We start from the raw sequence: 24,466 nt of genomic DNA, 5'->3' as shown, positions 1-24,466 counted from the left end.
GGTTATCTCACAAAAATCACGCGGGGGAGACGTGCTTGTTTCATTTTCTCCGCGGTGCTTTGCCAAACGATTGTTTCAGTTACGTCTTCATCGACTAAAGTCTTGAAGGAATCGCTGGCGAGTTCCAGATAGGTCACCAGTTCCGCCAGGCCATGCTGGAGCGGCTGCAGTGTGCATAACATGCCCAGGGTAATTTGGGGGCGATCTTGTAAGGCATGGCGGATATGTCGCGTTAATCGTTCCTTGTCGATCACTACTTGCGAGTATAACGCTTGCATTGACCATGCCTCATCTTCTTCAGCATGATCTGATTGCAGTTCGATCTGCGCGATTGGTGTTTTGATGCTTGCCGTGTACAGCGGCCGTTCCAGCGGCAGCTCGATGGTAGCGGCCATGTCGGCAATGTGCATGACTTCACCCGCTGGTGGTGATTCTCGCAGCGCCAATGCCTTGGCTTCCAGTCCGCGCAAGATATCCATGATGCGGCGGTTTTCCAGCCAGGCTTGGTCATCCAGAAAGCGCCGCAACTGTTGTGACAGTTGCGCTACGGTACGCTGGGTGTGCTCACCTGCTTCCAGCCAGTCATAATGGATGCGGCGCGTGCGTCCATCAGGTTTGAGTTCGGCAATCGGTGGCAAGGACAATATCCGTTCGAGTAGCGCCGATAATTCTTCCTGACGGCTGCTCGACATCAGAAAATCCCAGAAAGCCCGGAAACTGCGACCCTGATCCGAATCAGAGATGGCATCGCGTTCCCCCATGATCTCTTCCAGCAATGCACCCTTGGCGCCTTCCCACAGTGCAATGCGTTCGCGTACACGCCGGTCCAGGTTACGAAAATTGTGTTCCACTTCACGGAAATCTGTAAGCAACTCGCGCGCCAGTTGCATGAATTGCTGAAAGCGATCTTTCAAAGCGGTATCGTCCAGCAGCGGCATGTTGCCTGCTTGCACGCGGGTCATCTCGGCATCGATTTCGTCACGGCGTTTTTGCAGCTCAGCAATGCGTGCCTGCGGATCGGTTTCACTGCCTTCACTCATTTGTTTGAGCAGCTCGAACAAGGTGAGCAGACGCGATTCCGTGCCGATAAAACTGCGCTCGACCAGCGTCGCTAGCCAGGCAATGGCCTTTTCACTGGCCGGCGTCAGATCGAAATGCGGTTCATCCGACCCTTGAGTATAGAATTTACGTAACCATCCTTTTTCAATGCTGGTCCAGTCATTAAGATATTCCAGGGCAGATTTGGGAAACGCTTCTGCTCCCAGTTGTTCGCGCAAAGTAAACAGTTCATCTTCCAGTGCCTCGGACAAATCTGCTTGCGCCATCACCCGCACATTGGGCGCAATGAACACGCGCTGCAAAAAACTTGCTACCAGTGGTGCGTGATCAGAGCGCAGCAGGCGCCAGGCTGGATGGTTTTGGCGCAGCAGATCAAGGATCGCGTAATCAAGAATCATTGCAATATGGGCTCAACCAGGAAACTTCGGTTGAGCTGGACTATCAGGATAATAACATCATTATAATCTCAGCTATCAGAGGAGAAAAAATATCATTGAGGAGTCGATTTCATTGGGGAATTTTCGTCAGTCGGTAAAAATCTTGATGCCAATGTCTTGATTGGATGCCAGGGCTTTGTTTACCGCTTCCCCTTGCTGGTCGCGAGCTGAGTATTCGTTTGGAGAGAGGACTGGTTTTATTTCAATAGATCTGATAATGCGGAGGTGAAAACTTGCCTGCAACAACGCAATTCGTCATCACTTGTGAGCATGGTGGCAATCGTATCCCGCGTCAATATCAACCTCTCTTTCGTGGGTTTGAGCACTTGCTGCGTAGTCATCGTGGTTATGATCGTGGAGCATTGCGCATGGCGAAGGAGTTGGCGCAGGCGCTGAGCGCGTCTTTGTTTGTATCCACCACTAGCCGTTTGCTGATTGATCTTAACCGCTCTATTGGCCATCCCCGATTATTTTCCGAAGCAACCAAAGGGGCGCCGAAATCCATTCGGCACGAAATCCTGGGGCGTTATTATCTGCCTTATCGCAATCAAGTCGAGGGGGCTATCGCTGAGGCGGCCCGCCAGGGAAGGCGGGTGATTCATATTGCTGCACATAGTTTCACGCCTGTGCTCGACGGGCAGGTGCGCCATGCCGATATCGGCCTGCTTTATGATCCGGCGAGAGCGGGTGAGCGCACATTATGCTGTCGCTGGCAGGCAAGTCTTAAAACAAAGACGCTTGAATTAATTATCCGGCGTAATTATCCCTATGCCGGGAAGGCGGACGGCCTAACTGCTTATTTGCGTCGTCAGTTTTCAGCAGCGGCGTATGTGGGAATCGAACTGGAAATCAATCAGAAGCATGTTGTCAGCGGGGGGCGGCGCTGGCAGATACTGCGTCAGTTATTGCTGGAAGCGCTTTATGAAATCATTGAATGAAGTATGCAGTTACCTGTTGATGTGTGCGTCATCATGAAGCAGTGGAATAAGCAGCGATACTCGTTCTGTACGCTTACTCGAACGGCGCTTGACCATAAGCGCTTGACACGCTAAAGAAGGAATGACGGATGCTGGTGCTGAAGATATCCTGATGAGATGGTACAATTTATTTGTTATGTTTGCAGGAATCAATGAGATGCTTGGCTGCTTTAGTTTCCCGCCCAAGACGCAATCTTCTGGATGCTGATTCGGTTCAGTGGAAAGATCCGTGATCTTTCCGGCCCATCTGATTCCTGGTTTGTCCTTTCGGCTCTTTTTGTGATTGAGCTGACTATCTTTCCTGTACGCTTTATGCCTGAGAGGTAAGCATGCTTTAATTTGGAGGATCAGTAAGCGTTTCATGGTTTTAATCCGCAGCAAATCTCTCCCGTCTGTCACAGACTACACCGATACTGAAGCCTGGCTGAATGAGTTGGCCACGCAATTTGCACCCAATGAAATCACGCTGTTGCGCCAGGCTTGTGCGATGGCTGCGCCGCTGTATGACGACCAGCGTACGCTGACTGGCACGCCATTGCTCGCCCATGCGATGGGGGCAGCTTCTATCCTTATCGGCATGCGCATGGACGCCGAGACGCTTGCTGCCACCCTGCTGCATGCGGTGCCGGAGTATCTGGAAGATTGGCGTATGCGGGTGGAGAGCGAATTCGGCGCTAATGTCGCTGGTTTGGTGGAAGGTATCGCGCGCATGGAACAGATCCGTCAGTTCAGTGAAATCGAGCAACTGCACGCAGCAGACAGTAGCGGCGACCAGGTGCAGCAGATTGAGAGCCTGCGCCAGATGTTGCTGGCCATGGTGCAAGATATCCGCGTGGTGCTGATCAAGCTGGCTGAACGCACGCAGACACTGCGTCATCTTGCTGGCGCAACAGTCGAGCAACAGCAGCGGATCGCGCGTGAGACGCGCGGCATCTTTGCGCCGCTCGCCAACCGGCTGGGCGTATGGCAGATTAAATGGGAGTTGGAAGACCACGCGTTGCGTTACCTGGAGCCGCAACTGTACAAGGAAATTGCCCGTCTGCTGGATGAGCGGCGCGTGGATCGTGAGCAGTACATCGATGATGTGCTCGCTCAGCTCAGACAGGAACTGCAGCAGGCTGGCATCAAAGCAGAAGTCAGCGGGCGGCCCAAGCATATCTACAGCATTATCAACAAGATGCGCCGGAAAAATCTGGAGTTCAACAGACTCTACGATGTGCGCGCAGTGCGTATCCTGGTGGATGACGTCAAGGACTGCTATGCTGCGCTGGGCCTGGTGCATCACTTGTGGCAGCCGATTCCCGGCGAATTTGACGACTATATTGCGCGTCCCAAGAGCAACGGTTACCGCTCATTGCATACTGCCGTGATCGGCCCGCGTGGTTTGGCGCTGGAAGTGCAGATCCGTACTCATGACATGCACTACAACTCCGAGCTGGGTGTGGCCGCGCACTGGCGTTACAAGGAAGGGGGCAAGTCGGATAGTAAATTCGATGAGAAAATCGCCTGGTTACGTCAAATCCTGGCGTGGAAGGACGAAGTCAGCGAGGGCGGTGATCTGCTCGAACAGTTCAAGAGCGAGCTGTTCCAGGACAAGGTTTTCGTGCTCACGCCACAAGGGAAGGTGATCGACCTGCCCAAGGGCTCGACACCGATCGATTTCGCCTACGCCCTGCACACTGACCTCGGTCACCGTACGCGTGGCGCCAAGGTGGACGGCAGCATTGTGCCGCTCAACACCCGGCTGCAGAATGGCCAGCGTGTGGAAATTCTCACCGCCAAGATAGGCGCGCCCAGCCGCGACTGGCTTAATCCTGCGCTCGGCTATCTGCAGAGTCCGCGCGCACGGGCCAAGGTGCGCTACTGGTTCAAATACCAGAACTTCGAAGTGAATGTGGCCAGCGGGCGCGCCAAACTGGAGCGCGAGCTCCATCGGGCCGGTATTAGCAGTATCAACCAGGAGAAGCTGGCGCAGAAACTCCATTACAACCGGCTGGAAGATCTGCTTGCCGCCATCGGCCGTGGCGATGTCAGCGAGCATCAGATTGCGTTGGTCATTCAAGAAGTTACTCCATCCAAGCCGGTGGAAGCACTGCCTGTCTTTACCGCCAAGCGCATGCACGCCACCAGAGCGCCATCGGGCATCGTGGTCGAAGGCGTCGGCAATCTGCTCACCAGCCTGGCCAAGTGCTGCAAGCCGGCACCGCCGGATGTCATCGTCGGCTATATTACGCGCGAGCGCGGGGTGACCATTCACCGCCAGACCTGCACTTTCGTCACTCGTCTGCCGGAAGAGCGGCGCAGCCGCCTGCTGCACGCGCACTGGGGCAGCGCCACAAATCTTGTCGCCAACGTTGATATCGAAGTGGAAGCCTATGACCGCCAGGGCTTGCTGCGCGACATCAGCGACTTGTTCGTGCGGGAAAAGGTCAACGCCACCAAAGCCAACATGCTCAGCCGCAGTAACCTGGCGCTGATGCAGTTTTCGCTGGAGATTGCTGATCTGGCCCAGCTGCAGCGCTTGCTGGCACTGATTCGGCAGGTGCCTGATGTGATCGCAGCGCGGCGGCGCGAATCTTAGCAGCGCGTGTGATCCACTATGCGGCTTTCCGTATGGTTGGAGAAGTGTTTGTTTTTTAATATGAAATATAGGATTTAAAAATATCAAATGACAGCTAGAGAGCAGGTGCAGCATTTACTCAATTTCATCGACCAGAGCCCGAGTCCTTGGCATGCGGTCGCCTCGATCGAAACGACGATCAAGGCGCTGCAGTTTACGCGACTCGATGAAACGGCCAAATGGTCATTGCAAGCGGGCGGACGATATTACGTGGTGCGTGACGATTCATCGATCGTGCTGTTCGTGCTGGGGCACAAAATACCGGCTGAATCAGGCTTCAAGATTGTCGGCGCGCATACCGACTCACCCGGATTGCGCATCAGACCACATGCGGCGACGGCAAGCGATGGCATCGCCCGGCTTGGTGTCGAGATTTACGGCGGACCCATCCTCGCTACCTTTGCCGACCGTGATCTGAGTCTGGCGGGACGGGTCAGCTATGTCGATGACCAGCATCTTACGTATAAGCTGGTGCGCTTCGATCAGCCGTTGCTGCGCTTGCCGAATCTGGCGATACACATGAACCGGGGAGTCAATGAAGATGGCTTGAAGCTGCATAAACAAAACGAATTACCACTTATGCTCGCGCAATTGAGCAGCGATCAGCTGCCGCAGCCTTATTTTCTGTCACTGCTGGAGCAGGCGGCAGGTATCGACGCTGCACAAGTATTGTCCTGGGATTTGGCGGCATACGATACGCAGAAGGGCGCATTCTGGGGCGGAAATCAGGAATTTTACGCCAACAGCCAGATCGATAATCTGGCTTCCTGCCACGCCGGCTTGCAAGCTTTGCTGGATGAGACCGTGCTCAATCACGCCGAAAGCACGTTGGTGTGCGCGTTTTTCGATCACGAAGAAATCGGCAGTGAAAGCCATATCGGTGCTGGCGGCAGTTTTCTAACCGATGTATTGCAGCGGATCAGTGTCGCGACCTCGATGGAGCGCGAGGACACGGCGCGTGCGTTGGCGCAGAGCTTTCTGATCAGCGCGGATATGGCGCATGCCTATCATCCGAACTTTCCTTCGGCTTATGATGCAGACCATAAAGTGTTCGTTAACAAAGGTCCAGTGATCAAATCCAATGCGAACCGCCGCTACAGCTCCGAAAGCATTTCCATCGCGCGCTTCATTTATTGGTGCGAACAAGCCAGTATTCCCTATCAGCGCTACTCCCATCGCTCAGATTTGCCCTGCGGCAGCACGATCGGGCCAATCGCCTCGGCTAAGCTTGGTATTCGCAGTATCGATATCGGTTGCCCGATGTGGGCGATGCACAGCATCCGGGAAAGCGCCGGCGTGCAGGATCATGAGTATATGATTAAGGTGCTGCAGCGATTTTTTATCGATTAAGAACCGTGCACTATAGGTGAGTTGGTTCTGACTGTACTGGATTCATCTGAGATGGATGGGAGCGGTATACTCTATCCGGTCCAAAGGGATTGTGCTTTACACAGTGTGCCATGCCTCATCTGTCGGACTTCATCTATTAGCCTCGGTTTCAATTCACAACTGAGCAGTTCGCAGTAAGCCCGCGGCCCGTCAGGGCTGGCCTGCAGTGAATTGTTGGACGAAGCCGCTTCGTCCAACAACCGGTTCAGAATGCCCTGATAGCACTAACCAATGAGTGCGGTCAGCATCGTCCAGATCAATCTCCTCCTGCCGATCTCCTCGGAATGTTGCATGATATCAGCCACCGGACAATTCAATTTTTAACAGTCTCACCATTGCAGATTCTTCAATTCTAACGAATCGAAGAGTGATTCATTATTTATAGCAACACAAGACCCTTTCTGCTGTTAGAAAGAGAAATTGCGGATGAAACAGCGCTCTTTTATCAACTTAAATGATAGTTCGTGCATGGGATAATTTGCAGTTTTTGCGACCAATGACAACCTCATCGAAGGTATATGCGATTCAATACATAACCAATTGATAAAGATGAGTTTATTTTGACATGATCAAGTATGATCATGTATTAATCAATACCATCAGAATGATTATTTCTTACGCAATTTGTCAACAAATGGGTGTATTGGTAGCAATCTATTTCTATTTTTATATTGTTAAACGACTAATCTAAACAAGAAAAATATCATGGAACAGATCAAAGGTGTTCATGCTTTTAAATTACTGGGTGGTGCATTGTTAATCACTCTGCTCAATGGTGTTACGTTATCAACTACTGCCAGCGCAATGACCTATCGTGACAACGAAGTGGGTTTTCAATTGTCTGGTGATTACAAACTGGTGGGCGGCAGCTATACGGTGGATAGCTTTGCCGTGACCAGCGGCGAAGACCCAGATCATCACATTTATGCTGGTCTAACCAAAACATTTGGCAGCAACGGCAAGATGAGCTTTAGTATAGGCCGCAGCGGGTCTAAATCGACGGCGGACTGGTTTAATAACACCATTCCTGCTTCGCGTACCACGTTTAATCACACCGCAGACAAGTTGAACTTTGCCTTTGTCGGCAGCTTAAAAATCACCTTGCAAGGCATAGGCTTGCAGAATGGTCAGGATACTTTTACCTTTTCAGACATTGGGTTAGCACAAGGTCATGCTGTAGGTAATAACTGGTGGTTTGGTGGTAAAACCTGTAATTACATTTCAAATAATCAAGTAAGCTGCGATGGGACAGATTCTCAAGGGAATCTTGTGAAATTTGTGTTCCTGCGTGGCGGGAACGACTTGAGTACAGTCGAATTTACACCGCCAAATTATGACACTGCCAACTGGATGGGACGCCTGCCTGACACGATGCGGTTAAATCAATTGATGATGCCAGGTAGCCACGATGCGGGCATGTCGGAAACACATCATTGCCAGTTTTATATACCAACAGGGTTGGTGCTCACGCAAAGTTTGCCGATTTCTGGTCAGTTAGCCAGTGGTTCTCGCTATCTTGATATTCGGATCGATTATGACCATGAAGAATTAGTCACTTATCACAGTAACGACGAAGGCAATGGCTGTAACGGCCAGAGTTTTGAGGCGGTATTAAAAGAGGTAAGTACCTTCTTGCAGCAGCATCCAACAGAAACTGCCATCTTAAAAATTTCGCATATCCGTAATGATCGCGGTGATGCAGCAGCCACCAAAACACGGATTGTAAACTATTTAAACAGCAGCCCTTATAAAGGTTTTTTCTATACCTCATCTGATGCCAATGTCAATCTGCAAACAAAGACACTGCGTGACGTCAAAGGAAAAATGATCCTTGTATTTGATTATGGCAACTCCAGCGATCCCAAACAACCGCCTTATATTCAACCTTCAGAAGGTCGCTTCCGTTATAAGGATGGGTTTCATGCGGATGTATGTAGTGGCCAATCAAATACCAATATTACCATCTGCGACAAGTATAAGAATACCGATGACTACGACACAATGAGTCGTGATCAAATCAGCAAATGGAACAGCAGCGCAGGTGTGTGGTCTGATCGCTTATTCTTGTTGTCATGGACGCTTACGCCCCAAGGGCTGACATGGGTCAGTACTTTAGCGAAAGAAGCAAATGGGCACTTGCCAAGTGTGCTGCAAACGCAAATGAGTGGCGGGGCAAAAAAACCAAATATTGTGTATATCGACTACATCAATACCGATATTGCCAAACATATCATCCAGTATAACTTTCAATAAGTTACTGAGTTAATCGGAGCCTTGTGGTGTAGGCTATTCGCTTTACACCACAACGGGTAACCTGTGGTGTGTTGTCAAATATGGGTCTGTCGGAAAACTCAAAAAAACTGCTAAAAACAAAGAATCCAGTAAAGTGAACCAAGAAAATCGCAAAATTAGTGGAAGCGCTACTTCAAAGAAGCTTTTTTTACCCTATCCTATGTATGGCACAACGTAATTCGGTGCTACCCCCAATGTCATAAGCCGCTTGAGATTGATTGCCAGCGCGCGAACACCCACCTGAAACTGCACTTTTACCAACCCACGATAGCGAACTTTCTTATTGCGATGCGCAAACACACGTTCATAGGGTGCACGAATTGCTGATAGCCAACGATCTTGATCCAGTTTGTCCAGTTTGCAATAGGGTGTTCCAATGGCACCAGTGCATCCAGCGTTGACAAATAAATTGCCTTGCTCCCTTTTCCTCATCAAAAAATCCACCTGATTTTAATTTTCTACATTAGCGCTTAATTTCTGAGCAATTTCCCGAAAGCCCCTTAATCGATACGTTAACTGGACAGCGCTGATGAAAATCTTTCAACTTCGCTCAGAACCTGGAATAGTAGGTATTCTTTGTAATGAAAGAAGGCGGTTACAACAGCAAATAGCCAAGTTAATATGGCATGTGCCGCCTACCGCCTCTTTTTAGCTTCAGGTGAGTTATCAATCGTCTAGCTCTATCTGTCCCCGTGCTTCACCAGAGGGATTTTTGACGCTGTGTATATTCGCGTAGGTATTCCCAGCGCGCATCGCTTCGACAAGTTCCTGTATGGTTGCACCGCAACTAGTGTTGACAATATTTGCGTCCGTAAGAGTCGCTTTAATCTCAACCTTGCCTTCGAATCCACCGCTAATAGCACCTGCGAGAAAGGCCACCGCCGGTCCATTCTCACCGACAGGTGCACAATGTATATGCGCGCCCGCGGCTCCAAGTAAACCCACTGGTTCTTTCTTACGAGTTTTAACCTCAAGCTTGTAATCTATCATCGTATGGTCTTTATTAACTTCAAATTGTACCACTCCCCGAACCCGGGAATCCACAGGTGGAAACTCTTGGTCTCCGTGAAGTTTGGCCTTGAATTCAAGCGAGTCGTTACTATAAGCGTTTCCAGCCAGAAGTATAAGAACTAACAGTGACGATACTGTAACAGCTGCCTTCATAAATCAATTTCCTTTTGGTTATTAAATGTTTTTATGTGAAAAGCGCTTTATGGAACCCAAGATGAGGCATGGGGAAAATAAACACCTTTTAATTAAATCTATAATGCTTCAATAGATTATCAAAGTACGCTGGTTAAAAAATACGTATAAACGAGTAGGAATAATTTTTGCTGATAAGCAATTAAAAAGTCATTTTTTAGCTAAAGTATGTAATACGTCAAATACGTCAGAAACTGAATGCATTTTTGCCTTTCAAGTGAAAGACACTCAAGGAAAAGGGCTAGCTCTAAAATGCAAAGAGTCGTGAGCATTAGTGTGATCTAAAATCAGACAGGTTCGAAGAGGTTTAAGTCGCGAATCAATAAAAACAAGAACGACGAGGTTATTGTTCGCAAGAATAAGAATTCATGATTCTGTACCCTAAAGTTTCAAAGTTTTGTGTAGATTCATAATTAAAAGAACCAGTAACAATTTGACCTGGAGACGGTTAACGGGAAAAACAATACTGATCTGAATAGAAAGAATTAATGAACTGGGATCAAGCAACGGATAATCACATCAACGTTAAATCCAAATTGAAAGGTGCGGCGCATAGCACTGAGTAGGAGAGAAGGTTTGTACTATGCACCGCAGTGGGGGGGACATCGCAACTCTTTCTGACACTCTAGGAAAATGTCAGCAAAAGCGTATTGAAGTACTCCTAAAATCTAGGAGTACTAATGAGATTCATTCTCAACAAGAAAGTTCAAAAGAATTTAAACAAAAAGATCGCCAGACTTGTGCAAATCCGGCGGGTGATTTTTTGCCAACCAAGGGAATATTCACGAAATCGCTTCCGTGAAGGATTTTTGTCGGTAGGTTATTCTTTTACTTTAGTTTTAATTGAATTTATTTTTCTAATTTCTCTTTTAGCCATTTATTTCCAAGCATCGATATCACTATTTCTGTACTGAGTTATTTTCCTGTACTGCTTTCCTGGTTTTTTCAATGTATTGTGGGGCCAAACAACTAAAGTCACTGAGATCTGCAATTAGCATCTTTTTGATCTAGATCAATGAAGTTAGCACTGATTCGGTTCATGATTTTTACTGTTACACATAATTATAGGAGTAACAGCGATATGAGTTCAGTAGAAGAGACAAAAGATGATTCTAAAACACTTAGAGATTTTGGTATCAATATCGCATTCATATTCGGCGTATTGACGGCTTTGATTATTATATCAATGTACTTTGCTGACACTTCGAGCTGATTGCGATAAACCCCGCCCGGATCATGCGATCCGGGCGGGGAAAGATTTCTTGGAATAATCACGATAAGATTTCGCGAAATACTGTAATCGGTAGACAAGCCAATTCCTTAAAGATCTTTTTGATCTGGTCACTTCGCCAACGCGCCAACCGCTGCCAGGTATGATTCACGCGTGCGCAATGCAAAACCACGCAGTATCATGACATCGTCCATCTGTCCACGTAATGTTTTCATCTTCCTCTCCTTAATGGTGGAAGCGGGGATATTCCCCGAGATTAAGGATCGGAGATTTCTATGTTAATTGCGGCAAGCAGAGTGGATCGGCGAAACGTATGAAGACAATAATGTTGGATGGTCACCGCAATAGCGGTTTAGTTCAACACGACAAGCTGCATGTTATCTTCTTATGTTTTATAGAAATACGTCGATTTATTTTTCATCATAACAACAATCTTTGGTAGATTCACAGACAAATAGGATGAATAAAACCATAGAAAATAAACCTTGGTTTTTTGATCCAGCTGCGGTGCAGTAAGCAGCGATTAGGCCTGGAGGCTCGGTATTTGCTCTTTTGACATCGATCCAGAGCAATGGGGTTGCTCACTTAAACCACCATTTTCTAGCGGATGGGAACGGGGTATCGAACGGCAAATCAACCAGAAATATGAGGTCAACATAGAACGGAGCTTAACAGTGATTGTGTCATTTAGTGCCAGAAGCGCGCCATGAAGACTCTGGATGAAGTATCATGTTGCCATAGTGCAGCTATCATCTATCAAGTGAATTGAATGAGATAGGAAGGGGGATATATGGCTATCATAGGTATTGATCTGGGTACTTCCAATTCGGCGGCTGCAGTACTGCGCGGGGGGCGCCCCGTTATTATTCCCAGCGCCGAAGGGATCAGCATCGGTGGCAAGGCATTTCCGAGTTATGTGGCGCTGACCAGTGACGGGCAGATTCTGGTGGGCGAACCTGCGCGCCGTCAGATGGCTGCGAACGCCGAGGGTACGGCGACTGCGTTCAAGCGCAGAATGGGTAAACGCGAAACAATTCGGCTCAGGGAGCGGGAATATAGTCCGGAGCAGCTTTCAGCTTTTTTACTACAAAAAATCAAACGTGATGCCGAGGCTTTTTTAGGTGAGCCGGTGGAAAAGGCGGTGGTGACAGTGCCAGCCTATTTTGACGACAACCAACGCGCAGCCACCAAGGATGCCTGCCGCATCGCCGGTCTGGAGGTGGTGCGGCTGGTTAATGAACCGACTGCTGCTTCATTAGCCTATGGCTTGGACCGGCTGGGCCAGGAATTGCGCATCGTGGTGATCGATCTGGGCGGCGGCACGCTGGATATCACTATCATGGAATTCGGCAAAGGCGTATTTGAAGTAAAAGCGACCAGTGGCGATACTCAGCTCGGTGGCACGGACATGAACCAATGTATTTTTGAGCATCTGGCTGAGCGTTTCCAGATGGTGACCGGGGTCGATGTGCGCGCTGACCGTAAGGCGGCGGCACGTTTGATTGAGGCGGCGGAAATGGCCAAGATCGAACTGACCGCCAGCGTTACGACCCATATCAGTTTGCCCTATTTAACTTCAGTAGCCGGTGAGCCACGTCATCTCGAACTGGATTTGAACCGGACTGAACTTGAGCGTTTGGTGCGGCCGGTGATCGAGCGTTGCCGTCGCCCGGTCGAACAGGCTTTGCATGATGCGGCTATCAGTCCACGCGAGGTGGATCGGGTGGTATTCGTGGGTGGGCCGACGCGTATGCCGGTGGTGCGTGCTTTCTTTGAGGAGTTGTTCGGGCGCGAGGCAGAAATGGGAGTTGATCCGATGGAGTGCGTGGCAGCGGGAGCAGCGATTCAGGCCGGTGTGCTGGCAGGGGAGGTGAGCGGGATCGTGCTGGTGGATGTCACGCCACTCACACTGGGTGTGGAAACACTGGGTGGCATCGCCACACCGTTGATCGGGCGTAATACCCCTATTCCGGTCAAACGTACAGAAACCTTTACTACGGCAGCGGATATGCAGACCAGTGTCACCATTCATGTTTTTCAGGGGGAGCGGCCCATGGCATCAGATAATGTCAGTCTGGGTGAATTCAATCTGGAGGGATTGCCTCCGGCACCGCGTGGGATACCGAAGATTGAAGTAACCTTCGATATTGATTCAAATGGCATTCTGAGCGTGTCAGCAAAAGACCTGGCTAGCGGCAAGTCCCAGTCCATCAGCATTACCGGATCAACGCAACTGTCGGAAGAGGATAAGAAACGCATGGTGGATGATGCAGCGCGTTATGCCGAAGCAGACAAGAAACGGCGGGAGGATGCGGAAAAGCTCAACGCAGCGGATGCAAGCTGCTATGAGGCGGAGAAGCTGCTCGCCAACTTTGCAGATAAATTGACTGATGATCTGAAGAAACGCCTGGAGGCGTCTTTGCGTGAAACCAAAGAAGCGTTCATCAAGAAGGATGTGGCGCTGGCCACTGAGCGGGCGGATGCGCTCAAAAAACTGCTTAAGGAGGTCGGTGCGACGCTTTATGCGCAATCAGGCCAGGCGCCCAAGGGTGGACCTTATGCAGAAACCCGCTGGGAAGGGCCAGAGCCGCCGCCCAATGTCGATGCTGCTTCCCGTGAACCCCGTCCCAGCGGATCGGGCCCGCGCGGTAAGGTCGTGGATGCCGAGTATCGTGAAAATAAGTAGCTTTTGGATGATGTGCATTCGCGCCGAGCGCTTGTTCATTAAAATAGCGCGCTGTTTTGTGTGGATGATTTCGTTGCCATCCTGTCCAGGTTGAGGTAATCAGGACGGCATTATTTTTTATCTGATTTTTCTCAAGAAAAACAATGACAACCATTCTTCCTTTGGAACCGCAACGGCTATATCTATCCTGTGACGCCGATCAGTTCACCTTTCAGACGACGGCGGAGTTGCCCGATCTGACCGAGATCATCGGTCAGGCGCGTGCCATGGACGCCGTACACTTCGGTTCGGGTATCCGCCAGGAAGGCTACAATCTTTTTGTGCTGGGTTCGCCTGGTATGGGCAAGTACAGCCTGGTGCAGCAATTCCTCGAAAAAAAAGCAAGCAAGGAATCCGAACCGGCGGACTGGTGCTACCTCAATAACTTTGCTCAGCCGCACAAACCAAAAGTGCTTAAGCTTCCTCCCGGCAGAGGAGAGGAATTACGCATACACATGGAGCGGCTGGTGGATTATTTGCGCAGCGCCATTCCGGCGCAATTTGAAAGCGAGGAATACCGGAACAGAGTCAGCGCAATCCAGCAGGAGTATAACGAGCAGCAAGAACGTGAGATCAAGGAATTAGGAGAAGAAGCCGAGAAAAAGGAGATTGTTTTGCTGCGTACGCCCGAAGGGTTTGCGCTGGCGCCGAGTCATAATCGTGAGGTGATTCCGCCAGAAGAATATGACAAGCTGCCGCAGGCAGAAAAAGACCGGATAGAAGCGGCCATTGCCGAGCTGCAGGCGCATCTGGAAAAAATGCTGAGCCATTTGCCGCAGCGCCGGCGTGAGCGGAGTGAGCGAATCAAGCAACTTAACCGCGCTATCATGCTCTCCATCGTCGAGCACATGATCAATGAGCTGCGTGCGATCTATGCCGACTTGCCCGAGGTGCTCGATTTTCTCGCTGCGGTGCAGCGGGATATGGTGCTGCATGTAGATGATTTCCGCAAACCCGATGAAACTGTCAACATTTCTGGCATGACGGTTGTCAGTCATCAGACATTTATTAATTATCACGTTAATGTACTGGCCTCGAACCATAAAAAACCAGGTGCACCGATCATCAGCGAAGATAATCCGACCTATAGCAACCTGGTTGGACGAGTGGAGCATATTGCCCAGTTTGGCGCGCTGGTGACCAATTTCACGCTGATTAAGCCTGGCGCATTACATCGGGCGAATGGTGGTTACCTGTTGCTGGATGTGCGCAAAGTGCTGATGCAGCCTTTTGCCTGGGAAGGGCTGAAACGGGCACTACAGTCGCGCAAAATTCATATTGAATCGCTGGGTCAGCTATATAGTCTCGTCAGTACGGTATCGCTCGAGCCTGAGCCGGTTCCACTCGATGTCAAAGTGGTATTGTTTGGTGACCGCTTATTTTATTACCTGCTGCAGGAGTATGATCCGGAGTTCGGTGAGCTGTTCAAGGTGGCGGCAGATTTTGAAGAGACAATCGAGCGCAATACTGAAACTCATCTCCTTTATGCACAATTGATTGCCACGCTAACGCGTAAAGAGAAGTTATTGCCCTATGACCGTCAAGCCGTCGCCAGGGTGATCGAGCGTAGCGCACGGCTGGTGGGCGATTCGGCCAAACTTTCCATGCATATGCGCAGTATTGCCGATTTGCTGCGTGAGGCAGATTATTGGGCGCGTGAAGCAGGCCATGAGGTGGTGCTGGCGAACGATGTCCAGCAGGCGATCGATTCTCAGATTCGCCGGCAGGATCGGGTAAGAGATCGCCTCTATGAAGCGATCCTGCGCGGCACTTTGATGATCGATACGCAAGGGGGGGTGACCGGGCAGGTCAATGGGTTATCAGTGATCGAACTGGGTGGCTTTGCTTTTGCGCAGCCGACCCGGATTACCGCTACCACCCGCTTCGGCAAAGGCGATCTGGTCAATATCGAACGTGAAGTAAAGCTTTCTGGCGCGATTCACTCCAAAGGGGTGTTGATTCTGTCCGCTTTTCTGGCGGCACGCTACGCCAAAAATCAGCCGCTGGCGTTGTCTGCCAGCCTGGCGTTTGAACAATCTTATGGCATGATCGAAGGTGATAGCGCGTCCATGGCTGAGTTGTGTGCACTGCTTTCCAATCTGGCGAATGTGCCGATCAACCAGTCATTGGCGATCACAGGCTCAGTCAATCAGCTCGGCCAGGCGCAAGCCATCGGCGCTGTAAATGAAAAAATCGAAGGATTTTTTGATATCTGCGCGGCGCGGGGGTTGACTGGTCAACAAGGGGTATTGATTCCTGTTGCCAATGTTCAGCACCTGATGTTGCGCAAGAATGTGGTTGATGCCGCAGCCGCTGGTAGATTCCACATTTATGCCGTAGAAAATGTCGATCATGCCATTGCGTTGTTGACTGGCTTGCCTGCTGGCGAAGCTGACGCTAACGGTGAATATCCAGAAGGTAGCATCAATTATCTGGTGGCGGCACGATTGACAGAGCTCACCAAAATCAGCAAATCATTAGCACAGCAGGGGGGAAAGAATTAAAAAGGAATATAACAGCAATGGCTAGCAAGAGATTTTGTATGATTTTCTGCTTTCTTTTGAGCACCATGGAAGCGCATTGGGTAGTAGCAGAGGCTGCCAAGAGATCAAGTTATGCTGGTCTGGTTTGAATTTATCGTCTGCCTGCTGCTGATTGCTGTGGCTGGCTACCGGCTGTCCCTTTACGGTGACATAATCGGCGAGAAGCTGGAGCTGTCCCGTTCCTGGATTGGGGTGGTTATGGTAGCTTCGGTGACATCCCTGCCTGAGCTTGTTACCGGGATCAGCTCAGTCACCGTCGCCCAGACGCCGGATATTGCGGCTGGCGATGTGCTGGGTTCTTGCGTTTTCAATCTGCTGCTGATCGTCATTCTGGACTTTCTGCACCGTCAGGAATCAGTCTATACCCGGGCCAATATGGGACATGTCCTGTCGGCCGGTTTCGGTGTCATCCTCATTGGCTTTGTAGGCATCAACCTGCTGCTATCGCACAGTGGCATACATCTGTCCCTCGCGCATGTGGGGCTGTATACGCCGTTCATTTTGCTCATTTATACCCTGGCCATGCGCACGGTATTCCGTTATGAGCAGATACAGGAATTGCCGGTAGCAGATGTGGCTGACAAGCGCTATAAGCATATTACCCTCAGGCAGGCGGTGTTAGGTTACACCATGGCTGCCGTGGTAGTAGTGGCAGCCGGTATCTGGCTGCCGTTCGTGGGTAAGACTATCGCGGAAGTCATGGGTTGGGGTGAGAGTTTTGTCGGCACCCTGTTCGTGGCTGCCGTCACCTCCCTACCCGAGGCGGCAGTGTCAATTGCTGCTGTGCGCCTGGGCGCTCTGGACATGGCCTTGGGCAACCTGTTTGGCAGCAACTTGTTCAATATGGCCATCCTGGCTATCGACGATCTCTTTTACTTGCCAGGCCCGCTGCTTGCCGGTGTTTCCCAGTCTCATGCAGTATCGGCCCTGTCAGCCATGATGATGAGCGGTATCGCCATCGTCGGTCTGTTCTATCGTCCCAAGAAACGTCTGTTTAAAACTGTTGGCTGGATCAGCTTTTTCTTGCTGTCAGTTTATCTGTTCAACACCTTTGCTTTCTACCTCTACACAAAACAATAATTCTGAAAGCACCTCAGGATAATATTTTGTTTTGGCAACATTGTTTTTATATATCGATTGGTTGTTGTTTTGTGAACGAGGAGCGGTGAGTCTTAAGTATTATCCTAAGATAAAATAAGGTTTTTGCTTATTTTAATTTCCTGCAAAAAAGAGTAAGTTCTAAATTGGCCAAACAAAGTCTCTGAGAAGAAGGCTTACTCTAGATTTTCCATTAGAAAATACTTTCATCGACACCATTATAATAAGTTCTTGAAAATAATGGTGTTATAGTAATTCAGGGTAGTTTGATTGGTACATATTTTCTTTGGGGGCTGTGCGCGAGTTTTTGAGTTTCTATTTTCAATAAAGAGATTACAGCGTGGGTGGTACGCGATTGATGAAGCGGATGCTTGACTAAATGAGACTCATGCGTCTGTAGGAACGCTATGAGTGGCGGGTAAACGGCAAAGAATCGATAATCGTCCTGATGATGCCAGATCAAGACGGTGTTTTTTAATGCAGATGATAGTGTTTTTGCTCGTTACCTCTCCAGTGCGCTAGTCACGAATATGGATTTGTCCGCCCTGCAAGCTTTTTACCAAAGCTAACTACCTTGCAGTTGCTGTGAACAGGGCCGTCGGGTATGCGGTTGTATACCGAGTGAGACGGCCGAGCTTCTAGACGACAAGTGATGGCGCGCAGACTGTCTTCGATTGAGGTATGCTGAGTTCGGTTTTCCTAGAAAGGATTGCTTATGAGTGTAAATACAAATGATAAGAAGAACCATGGTCAGGAAAAACGACTTACTCCCGCGCTACGTAGATTGTTAGAAGCGTGTCTCGAGAAGAATACAACCAATACTAAAATTCTCGCAGATCACTTAAACCGCTCTCCGGCAACCATTCGAACCGAGTTTCAACGGGTTCTTGCGTACTTGAAGTCGCATTGCAGATATGAAGCCTTGCGGAGAGCTGAAGAAAAAGGATTTATCCGGCGTAAGAAGCGGTGAGATAAATGATGCGGACAGACAGCCTCCAAAGTTTGGCATCAGTGGTTCTGTCAAAGCGGGAGCCGCTTGCTGCTGCCTGTTAACCACGTCATTGTCGGACAAAATGTGAGGAGGCAGAGTATGTTCACGCATCTGACAGGATTTCTGGCAATCAAGACGCTGAAAATAATCGATTATGAATTTGCTCATTGGTTTAGAGGCAGCTAAATCGCAAACTATCATCTAAATTTCTTGACAGAATCAGCGTGCTGAATTGTATGCCATTAGAGATATTACAAAGCGCCTCGCGCTCAGCTGGATTGTCAACATAACTTTGCTGATATTCTGCATTTAACACCGGCTTGCCGTTTATAATAAAACCTCTCAGTACGTTACACTCATGGAACTCATGACATTGCTCATTGACACTAAAGTCAAAGAAATCGATTAACTCAGGAATCTGTTCCATATTATTTTTAAGTCCAACTGACAATCCCCTCTTATGTGCTTCATTGGCAATAAACTTATTGAATGCCAACTGATCTCTGGCGCTTAAATCAAAGCCAGAATTATTTAAATAGGCATCCATATTATCCGGTTCCACGCCATCACAACCTTTTAGGGCGGCCAGATTAAGCCGTGAGATCATTATTCCGGCCACATTAAGTGAACGAATATCAAGCCACCGCTCATTTAGCCTATCGACTAAAGCATTACCCAGTTCAGCAGTCTTGAATTTATCTTTATCTTCTCTAAAATCCTCATAAGAGCCGGCTGAGAAATAACAGATGACTTTTTTTCCAGAAGCTTTAAGGGTGTTAATCAAGGCTGCAGAGGAATTAAACAGATCAATATCATAAAGTTTGGCCGGATAGCTGGTATTGACCTCGCCCTTCAGCTGCCAATGCCAGGTTATTGACACGGGGGGCTTGTACCAGCTGGTACCAGTAACAGGCAATGCATCAGCATCTAGCAGCGGCGCTGTAGAAAGAAAAAATAATTCAATATTGGAGAAATCGCTACTAGCTGTATCATTATGGGCGGTTACCGCGATGTAGAAAGCGGCGCCATCCCATAATTCAGCTGAGATAGAAGTGGCACCACCGTCCAGATCAATACTTTGAGTACTGTCTGGCCCAGTATAAGGGTAAGATGCATAAAATAAACGATAACCATTGGCGCTGGGAACTGGCGACCAGGCAACAGACACTGTGGTGCGGTCTTGGGTCACTACAATGGAGGGCGGCGTCAACGCTTCCGCTACTGCAGGGTGATGCGTTAATAGCAGCAACACTATGAGTGTGATTAATTTTATCTGGTAATTTGTCCGCATACTTTTATTGAATAATGGTTAGATTTATCAATTCATAGTGGTGACCAGAGCGACTGAGTGTTTGATTCCACTTCCTGATTCTCTGAAGAGGAGAATGGCATCTGATCAAATCAATATTAATCCACGATAATTAATATTAATGAATAACAGATAGGTAGGCAATAATGCAGATGCATACAATTTTCATTTGTTAATACCGTTCAGTCTTTATCGGCAGTTGTCCTGCAGTGAGGCGCTATTTATTCTGAGACTAAAGTTTAAGAATGGTACTTACAAAATACCAACGGATGAGAGAGAAATTCAGAATTGGGGCGCAAAAAATCTTGCAATCAAAACTGTATGAAAAAAGTATGGCCGGGTTGAATCCGGCCATACGGTTAACAGCAAATGAGATGCTGGATTCTGTTACGACTTCTTCACAGACGCCATTAGACTCATTATTCGATAACGTTCAGAGTTCCTGGTAAGTGAATGTTTTTAGGATGGAGTTGGCACCAAATGGTGAATGCGCCGACTTTATCAGCTACGAAAGAAATAGTTTTGGTTTCTCCCGCTTTGATCACTTCCTGAATGCCATATTCATCGATGGAAAATCCTTCGCTGATGGGGGATTTGTTTTCTACGGTAATTTTTACATTGGTGCCTTTATGGACAGCCAGCGTTTCAGGTTCATTAAGAACATTAAAAGCACGAATGTTTTTGACGGTGACACCTTCGATGTTGAGTTCAGGAATATTGGTGTCATAAGCGTTAACAACGATTTTAAAGTTTTGTTCTGCTGCTTGTGCGGCACCTGCAAACAGTAGTCCCGCTGCCAAACTCGCACATAATGTTTTGGTTATTTTCTTCATTACTTCCCTCCATTCAATTTACGATTTAGTGAAATAACGCCCGCTTTTCCAAGCGCTGTTTAGTGTTAACGTTGAAATTTTTTGTGCTTTTCTAAGGATTTGCCTTGTTAGCACATAGTACAGGCACGATACTTTAGATGGGAAGATCAAGCATGTCAAGATCGTTGCTAATTCAAAGAAGGATGTTTCAATCTCACTCATTTGTGCTAAAAACCAGCGCTACTATCGTTATAGAGTGTGTTCTTCAGCGCATTTCAGGAGCGGTGAGTTGCCAGTGGCAGACCAGTTCGCTATGAATTAAGTTGTTGCTGCAGCAAACACCAAAGCGCGTATCGCTTGTACAGCGAGATGGCAGTCAATACCTGCCGCATTACGCAAGAGCTGATCGATTATCAATGTTTGGAAAATCAATCCGCTTCCGACTGCATTCATTTCTGATGAAAAAGCGTTTATTTTCCTGTGCGCGTTGAATTAACAGCTTTTTATCTGGTTGTTTTTTCCCTCAAGGCATAAAGGATTTAAGCATAATTGCAGGCATGAGATGTTATGTCATGCTCGCTGCCGGGGCCTGATTCCTCATTTTGCGAGAAAAAAGTAACTCATTGACCAGCTATTCCACTTTAATGTCGCTGGCAATTAAGTGGCAATAATCTGCTAATAAGGCATGATAATCCATCAAGTTGAGGAGATTGGCAGCAATCGGCTGAACACTTCCGTGATCAACAAATTCAATCACGAATGATTATGAATAAGGGGACGGTAACAGGTAATGCATTGATATTTATTATTGTACCGATTTTTCTGGGGGTAATACCTGTTGCAACAATGCGCCTGCCAGAAAATGTTTAACAGTACAACGGTCAGGGAACGCACGACAACGAGTTTGTGCGCAAAAGCAGCGGTCAGCGCTCCTGATGCTGATCAGCTTGGGCAACGGATTAGCAGGATCGCCTGGCTGGCAGCTATTGCTGCGGCATTGCTGATTCCATTGCTGGTGCTGGGCTTTGGTTCTATGTGATGCAGCATCTGCTCGCGGAGAATGAGGCGGCGATACTCTCCGAGGTGGTCAAACTACAAAAGCAATCGCACTCCCTAAGCCTAAGCGGTGGAGGCCGGGACGCACTGGAGCAACTGCTGCGTGCTGTCACTATTGGCAGTGGGAGCAAAGTCATTCCGAACGCAGCGGATAGCAACAGTGCGCTGGGTTTTGTCCGGAAGCACGTTGAGTTACGTAAAGCAGACGGGAGCAGGACTACCTTGGCCGTATTGCGACCTCTGCAACCCATATTCATTGCTGCGGCGCTTGGTTTGCTTCCGGGTGCGTTGATAGGATTTCTGGTGTTCCGTGCAGCGCAAGCGTATCCGCGCAGGATGCTGGACATCGCCATGAGTGAGCTGGAACGGCGTACCGAAGCGGAGCAGCGGCTACGTACAGCCAACTCACTGTTTTCGGCGATATTGGAGTCGACGGCTGAAGGAATTGTGGCAATTGATGGCCACGGACGGGTTGTGGCGTGCAATACCCGCTATCTTGAGCTGTGGAAGCTGACTGAGCGTGAGTGTGAGTCAATGCAAGGTGATTGCATGCTCTTCACCTCGCTAGCGGCAAAAATCCGCGATCCGAAGGTTTTTCTGGAACGCAACCAACAATTGCTGGCTGCGCCTACCATTGAGCTGACTGAGTATTTAGAACTCCAGGATGGTCGTTCCTTCGAATGGATATCGCGTCCCCAGCGTGTTCTGGGAGAGGTGGTGGGACGAATCTCCATCTTCAGGGATGTGAGCGAAAGCAGGCGAGCAGAGGTGTTGCTGTCCACAGAAAAGACCGTTCTTGAAAAGGTAGTGCGCGGGGCGCCGCTGGAAGATGCGCTATTTGTGGTGGCAAATGCCATTGAGCGCGAATCAGGCGATATGTTCTGTGCCATTTTCTTCTGCGAAGATGGCCGTACGACCAATCTGAATGTTGTCACTGGCCGCAGTCTACCGTCTTGGTACCAGGAACAGTTGCTGGCTCTTCACCCGCGCATCGGTCGGTACAAGGATGATCCGGATTGTATCGATAGCGAGATACCCAACCGTTGGTTCGGGTCCCGTCCCTACCAGCAACTCATGGAGCGACTGGCGGTCAGTCAAACTATTCTGGAGCCAATCAGGGGTTCCACAGGGGATACTATCGGTCTGGTGCTCGCGCACTATCGCGCCAGTTCAGACCGCGGCTTCGAGCGGGATGGTCAGCTTGTGCATATCGCAAGCCAGATGTGCTCTATCGCAATTGATCGCTATCGCTCAAGCCGCGAGCTCGATCTGCTTGCTCATTATGATTTTTTGACGGGATTGCCAAACCGCAAGCATTTCTATGATCACTTGCGCAGAGCCATAGAACGGATGCAGGCAAGCAATCGCCCACTTGGACTACTTTTTCTTGATCTTGACCGGTTCAAAGCAGTTAACGATTCGCTTGGACATGCTGCAGGCGATGCATTGCTCAAAGTGGCCGCTTCACGCATTCGCGAGTGTGTGCGTGCGCACGATGTTGTGGCGCGCTTGAGCGGAGATGAATTCGTCGTCTTGATCGAAGATTTGCCACGAACAGAAATCGCCGCAGGCTTGGCGCGCAAGATCGCAGAGCGGATGACCGAAGGGGTGAACCTGAACGGGCATGAGACTTTCATCAGTGCAAGCGTCGGCATTGCCCTCTACCCCAAAGACGGTGAAACGCTGGAGGAACTGTTGAAGAACGCCGATGCGGCAATGTACGAGGTCAAGGGACAGGGTCGCAACGGCGTGCAGTTTTTCCATGCGCGTATGAATGGAGGAGGCCTCGAGCGTCTTCAGCTGGAAGGGCAGTTGCGGCACGTACTGGAGCGTAATGAAATGACCATCTATTACCAGCCCAAAGTGCAGGCGTCTACTTCAGTGATTGTTGGCGCGGAGGCGTTGTTGCGCTGGCGCCATCCCGAACAAGGATTGATGCCACCCTCGAAGTTTGTGCCATTACTCGAGGAGACCGGGTTGATTATTGACTTCTGGGGTTGGATCATCCGGCAGGTATGCGAGGATATCCTGCGCTTGGACCAGGCCAGCAGCAGGCGAATCAATATTGCGGTGAACGTTTCGGCACGGCAGCTTGGCAAGCCGAGCTTACGGGAAGGCCTGTTGCGAGCAGTCAGGACTACTGGAGTCGATGCAGGTCGGCTGGAGCTCGAGTTGACCGAGAGTCTGCTGATGAAGGGGCCGCAACAGGCTTCGCAGATTCTTCACGAGCTGCGAGAGCTCGGCATCGGCGGAATCGCGATCGACGATTTTGGCACCGGTTACTCTTCCTTGGCATACCTCAAACGCTTCCCAATCACGGGACTCAAGATCGATCGTTCGTTTGTATCCAGCATTGCCCAAAGCAGTCAGGATGAGGCCATTGTACAGGCAATTCTCGCATTGGCGAAAAGCTTGGATCTCCGGGTTACTGCGGAGGGTGTAGAGACACTTGAGCAGGCGACATCGCTGACTACTCAGGGATGCCATGAACTGCAGGGTTATTATTTCGGCAGGCCAGTCCCGCTGGAAGATTTTATCAAGGTTCTGAATGACGTTAACGGGCAGGCTTGTCTGCCAAGGCGATAGCGAATCAGGCTAACTGTGCAACGCGCATAGGGTCGCTACTGTCACAGAAGCGCATGGTCGATTATCCTAGATGATTAGATTATATCTGCGGCTTACCAATGAAAGTGTTACATGATGAATATACTGAATGACGGCTTT

16 protein-coding genes are annotated in these 24,466 nt (G+C 49.3%); 9 read left to right on the top strand and 7 right to left on the bottom strand.

Features of this window, described 5'->3' with window-relative positions:
• Positions 1 to 2 precede the first annotated feature (2 nt).
• Positions 3 to 1,457 carry a DUF3375 domain-containing protein gene (locus tag J5I83_RS05265; RefSeq protein ID WP_304053878.1) on the bottom strand — a complete coding sequence of 485 codons (1,455 nt, stop codon included), beginning with the start codon at positions 1,455 to 1,457 and terminating at the stop codon, positions 3 to 5.
• Positions 1,458 to 1,729: 272 nt separating this feature from the next.
• On the opposite strand from J5I83_RS05265, the gene J5I83_RS05260 reads away from it, so the two are divergent.
• Entirely contained in the window at positions 1,730 to 2,434 is a 705-nt protein-coding gene (locus tag J5I83_RS05260) for an N-formylglutamate amidohydrolase (RefSeq protein ID WP_304053877.1), read from the top strand.
• A gap of 9 nt (positions 2,435 to 2,443) precedes the next feature.
• Here the strand turns inward: J5I83_RS05260 and J5I83_RS05255 are convergent, their stop codons facing one another.
• Positions 2,444 to 2,836 (bottom strand): hypothetical protein, encoded by a 393-nt coding sequence (locus J5I83_RS05255; RefSeq protein WP_304053876.1) that lies wholly within the window; start codon positions 2,834 to 2,836, stop codon positions 2,444 to 2,446.
• Here J5I83_RS05255 and relA point away from each other — a divergent pair.
• The 3 genes from relA to J5I83_RS05240 all read left to right on the top strand — a co-directional run bounded on the left by relA (position 2,835) and on the right by J5I83_RS05240 (position 8,735).
• The gene (gene relA / locus J5I83_RS05250; RefSeq protein WP_304053875.1) at positions 2,835 to 5,054 is read left to right on the top strand and encodes a GTP diphosphokinase; all 2,220 of its coding nucleotides are present in this window, start codon (positions 2,835 to 2,837) and stop codon (positions 5,052 to 5,054) included. The two genes, J5I83_RS05255 and relA, sit on opposite strands and share 2 nt — an antisense overlap.
• 87 nt (positions 5,055 to 5,141) lie before the next feature.
• Positions 5,142 to 6,443 carry a M18 family aminopeptidase gene (locus J5I83_RS05245; protein WP_304053874.1) on the top strand — a complete coding sequence of 434 codons (1,302 nt, stop codon included), beginning with the start codon at positions 5,142 to 5,144 and terminating at the stop codon, positions 6,441 to 6,443.
• A 744-nt stretch (positions 6,444 to 7,187) separates the two neighbouring features.
• On the top strand, positions 7,188 to 8,735 hold the full coding sequence (locus J5I83_RS05240) for a hypothetical protein (RefSeq protein WP_304053873.1): 1,548 nt from the start codon (positions 7,188 to 7,190) through the stop codon (positions 8,733 to 8,735).
• 192 nt (positions 8,736 to 8,927) lie between these two features.
• Here the strand turns inward: J5I83_RS05240 and J5I83_RS05235 are convergent, their stop codons facing one another.
• Positions 8,928 to 9,209 (bottom strand): hypothetical protein, encoded by a 282-nt coding sequence (locus J5I83_RS05235; protein WP_304053871.1) that lies wholly within the window; start codon positions 9,207 to 9,209, stop codon positions 8,928 to 8,930.
• A 231-nt stretch (positions 9,210 to 9,440) separates the two neighbouring features.
• Positions 9,441 to 9,938 (bottom strand): CHRD domain-containing protein, encoded by a 498-nt coding sequence (locus J5I83_RS05230; RefSeq protein WP_304053868.1) that lies wholly within the window; start codon positions 9,936 to 9,938, stop codon positions 9,441 to 9,443.
• Between the two features lie 2,060 nt (positions 9,939 to 11,998).
• Here J5I83_RS05230 and dnaK point away from each other — a divergent pair.
• The 3 genes from dnaK to J5I83_RS05215 all read left to right on the top strand — a co-directional run bounded on the left by dnaK (position 11,999) and on the right by J5I83_RS05215 (position 17,556).
• On the top strand, positions 11,999 to 13,894 hold the full coding sequence (gene dnaK, locus J5I83_RS05225; protein ID WP_304053866.1) for a molecular chaperone DnaK: 1,896 nt from the start codon (positions 11,999 to 12,001) through the stop codon (positions 13,892 to 13,894).
• A 143-nt stretch (positions 13,895 to 14,037) separates the two neighbouring features.
• Positions 14,038 to 16,437: a Lon protease family protein gene (locus J5I83_RS05220; RefSeq protein WP_304053863.1), complete on the top strand. Its 2,400-nt coding sequence runs from the start codon at positions 14,038 to 14,040 to the stop codon at positions 16,435 to 16,437.
• A 111-nt stretch (positions 16,438 to 16,548) separates the two neighbouring features.
• Positions 16,549 to 17,556 (top strand): sodium:calcium antiporter, encoded by a 1,008-nt coding sequence (locus J5I83_RS05215; protein ID WP_304053862.1) that lies wholly within the window; start codon positions 16,549 to 16,551, stop codon positions 17,554 to 17,556.
• Between the two features lie 1,181 nt (positions 17,557 to 18,737).
• Here J5I83_RS05215 and J5I83_RS05210 read toward each other — a convergent pair.
• The 3 genes from J5I83_RS05210 to J5I83_RS05200 all read right to left on the bottom strand — a co-directional run bounded on the left by J5I83_RS05210 (position 18,738) and on the right by J5I83_RS05200 (position 21,443).
• Complete coding sequence (locus J5I83_RS05210) at positions 18,738 to 19,817, bottom strand: endo alpha-1,4 polygalactosaminidase (RefSeq protein WP_304053860.1); 1,080 nt, start codon at positions 19,815 to 19,817, stop codon at positions 18,738 to 18,740.
• 476 nt (positions 19,818 to 20,293) lie between these two features.
• Positions 20,294 to 20,707 (bottom strand): nitrosocyanin, encoded by a 414-nt coding sequence (locus tag J5I83_RS05205; protein WP_304053858.1) that lies wholly within the window; start codon positions 20,705 to 20,707, stop codon positions 20,294 to 20,296.
• Between the two features lie 610 nt (positions 20,708 to 21,317).
• Positions 21,318 to 21,443, bottom strand: coding sequence for a hypothetical protein (locus J5I83_RS05200; protein ID WP_304053856.1), 126 nt, complete (start codon positions 21,441 to 21,443; stop codon positions 21,318 to 21,320).
• 105 nt (positions 21,444 to 21,548) lie between these two features.
• Here J5I83_RS05200 and J5I83_RS05195 point away from each other — a divergent pair, with 105 nt between their 5' ends.
• Positions 21,549 to 21,725, top strand: a complete 177-nt coding sequence (locus tag J5I83_RS05195) for a hypothetical protein (RefSeq protein ID WP_304053852.1) — start codon at positions 21,549 to 21,551, stop codon at positions 21,723 to 21,725.
• Positions 21,725 to 24,328 carry a bifunctional diguanylate cyclase/phosphodiesterase gene (locus J5I83_RS05190; RefSeq protein WP_304053850.1) on the top strand — a complete coding sequence of 868 codons (2,604 nt, stop codon included), beginning with the start codon at positions 21,725 to 21,727 and terminating at the stop codon, positions 24,326 to 24,328. The genes J5I83_RS05195 and J5I83_RS05190 overlap by 1 nt, the downstream gene beginning before the upstream one ends.
• Positions 24,329 to 24,466 lie beyond the last annotated feature (138 nt).

This window comes from Nitrosomonas communis, assembly GCF_024102715.1.
Lineage (GTDB): Bacteria > Pseudomonadota > Gammaproteobacteria > Burkholderiales > Nitrosomonadaceae > Nitrosomonas > Nitrosomonas communis_B.
This window is presented reverse-complemented; position numbering and strand designations above follow the sequence as displayed.

Bases quoted from the DNA above. Each gene is read 5' to 3' on its own strand.
- J5I83_RS05265 (WP_304053878.1), bottom strand. From the start codon at position 1,457: ATGATTCTTGATTACGCGATCCTTGATCTGCTGCGCCAAAACCATCCA.
- relA (WP_304053875.1), top strand. From the start codon at position 2,835: ATGGTTTTAATCCGCAGCAAATCTCTCCCGTCTGTCACAGACTACACC.
- J5I83_RS05255 (WP_304053876.1), bottom strand. From the start codon at position 2,836: ATGAAACGCTTACTGATCCTCCAAATTAAAGCATGCTTACCTCTCAGG.
- J5I83_RS05245 (WP_304053874.1), top strand. From the start codon at position 5,142: ATGACAGCTAGAGAGCAGGTGCAGCATTTACTCAATTTCATCGACCAG.
- J5I83_RS05240 (WP_304053873.1), top strand. From the start codon at position 7,188: ATGGAACAGATCAAAGGTGTTCATGCTTTTAAATTACTGGGTGGTGCA.
- J5I83_RS05230 (WP_304053868.1), bottom strand. From the start codon at position 9,938: ATGAAGGCAGCTGTTACAGTATCGTCACTGTTAGTTCTTATACTTCTG.
- dnaK (WP_304053866.1), top strand. From the start codon at position 11,999: ATGGCTATCATAGGTATTGATCTGGGTACTTCCAATTCGGCGGCTGCA.
- J5I83_RS05220 (WP_304053863.1), top strand. From the start codon at position 14,038: ATGACAACCATTCTTCCTTTGGAACCGCAACGGCTATATCTATCCTGT.
- J5I83_RS05215 (WP_304053862.1), top strand. From the start codon at position 16,549: ATGCTGGTCTGGTTTGAATTTATCGTCTGCCTGCTGCTGATTGCTGTG.
- J5I83_RS05205 (WP_304053858.1), bottom strand. From the start codon at position 20,707: ATGAAGAAAATAACCAAAACATTATGTGCGAGTTTGGCAGCGGGACTA.
- J5I83_RS05195 (WP_304053852.1), top strand. From the start codon at position 21,549: ATGTTTAACAGTACAACGGTCAGGGAACGCACGACAACGAGTTTGTGC.
- J5I83_RS05190 (WP_304053850.1), top strand. From the start codon at position 21,725: ATGCAGCATCTGCTCGCGGAGAATGAGGCGGCGATACTCTCCGAGGTG.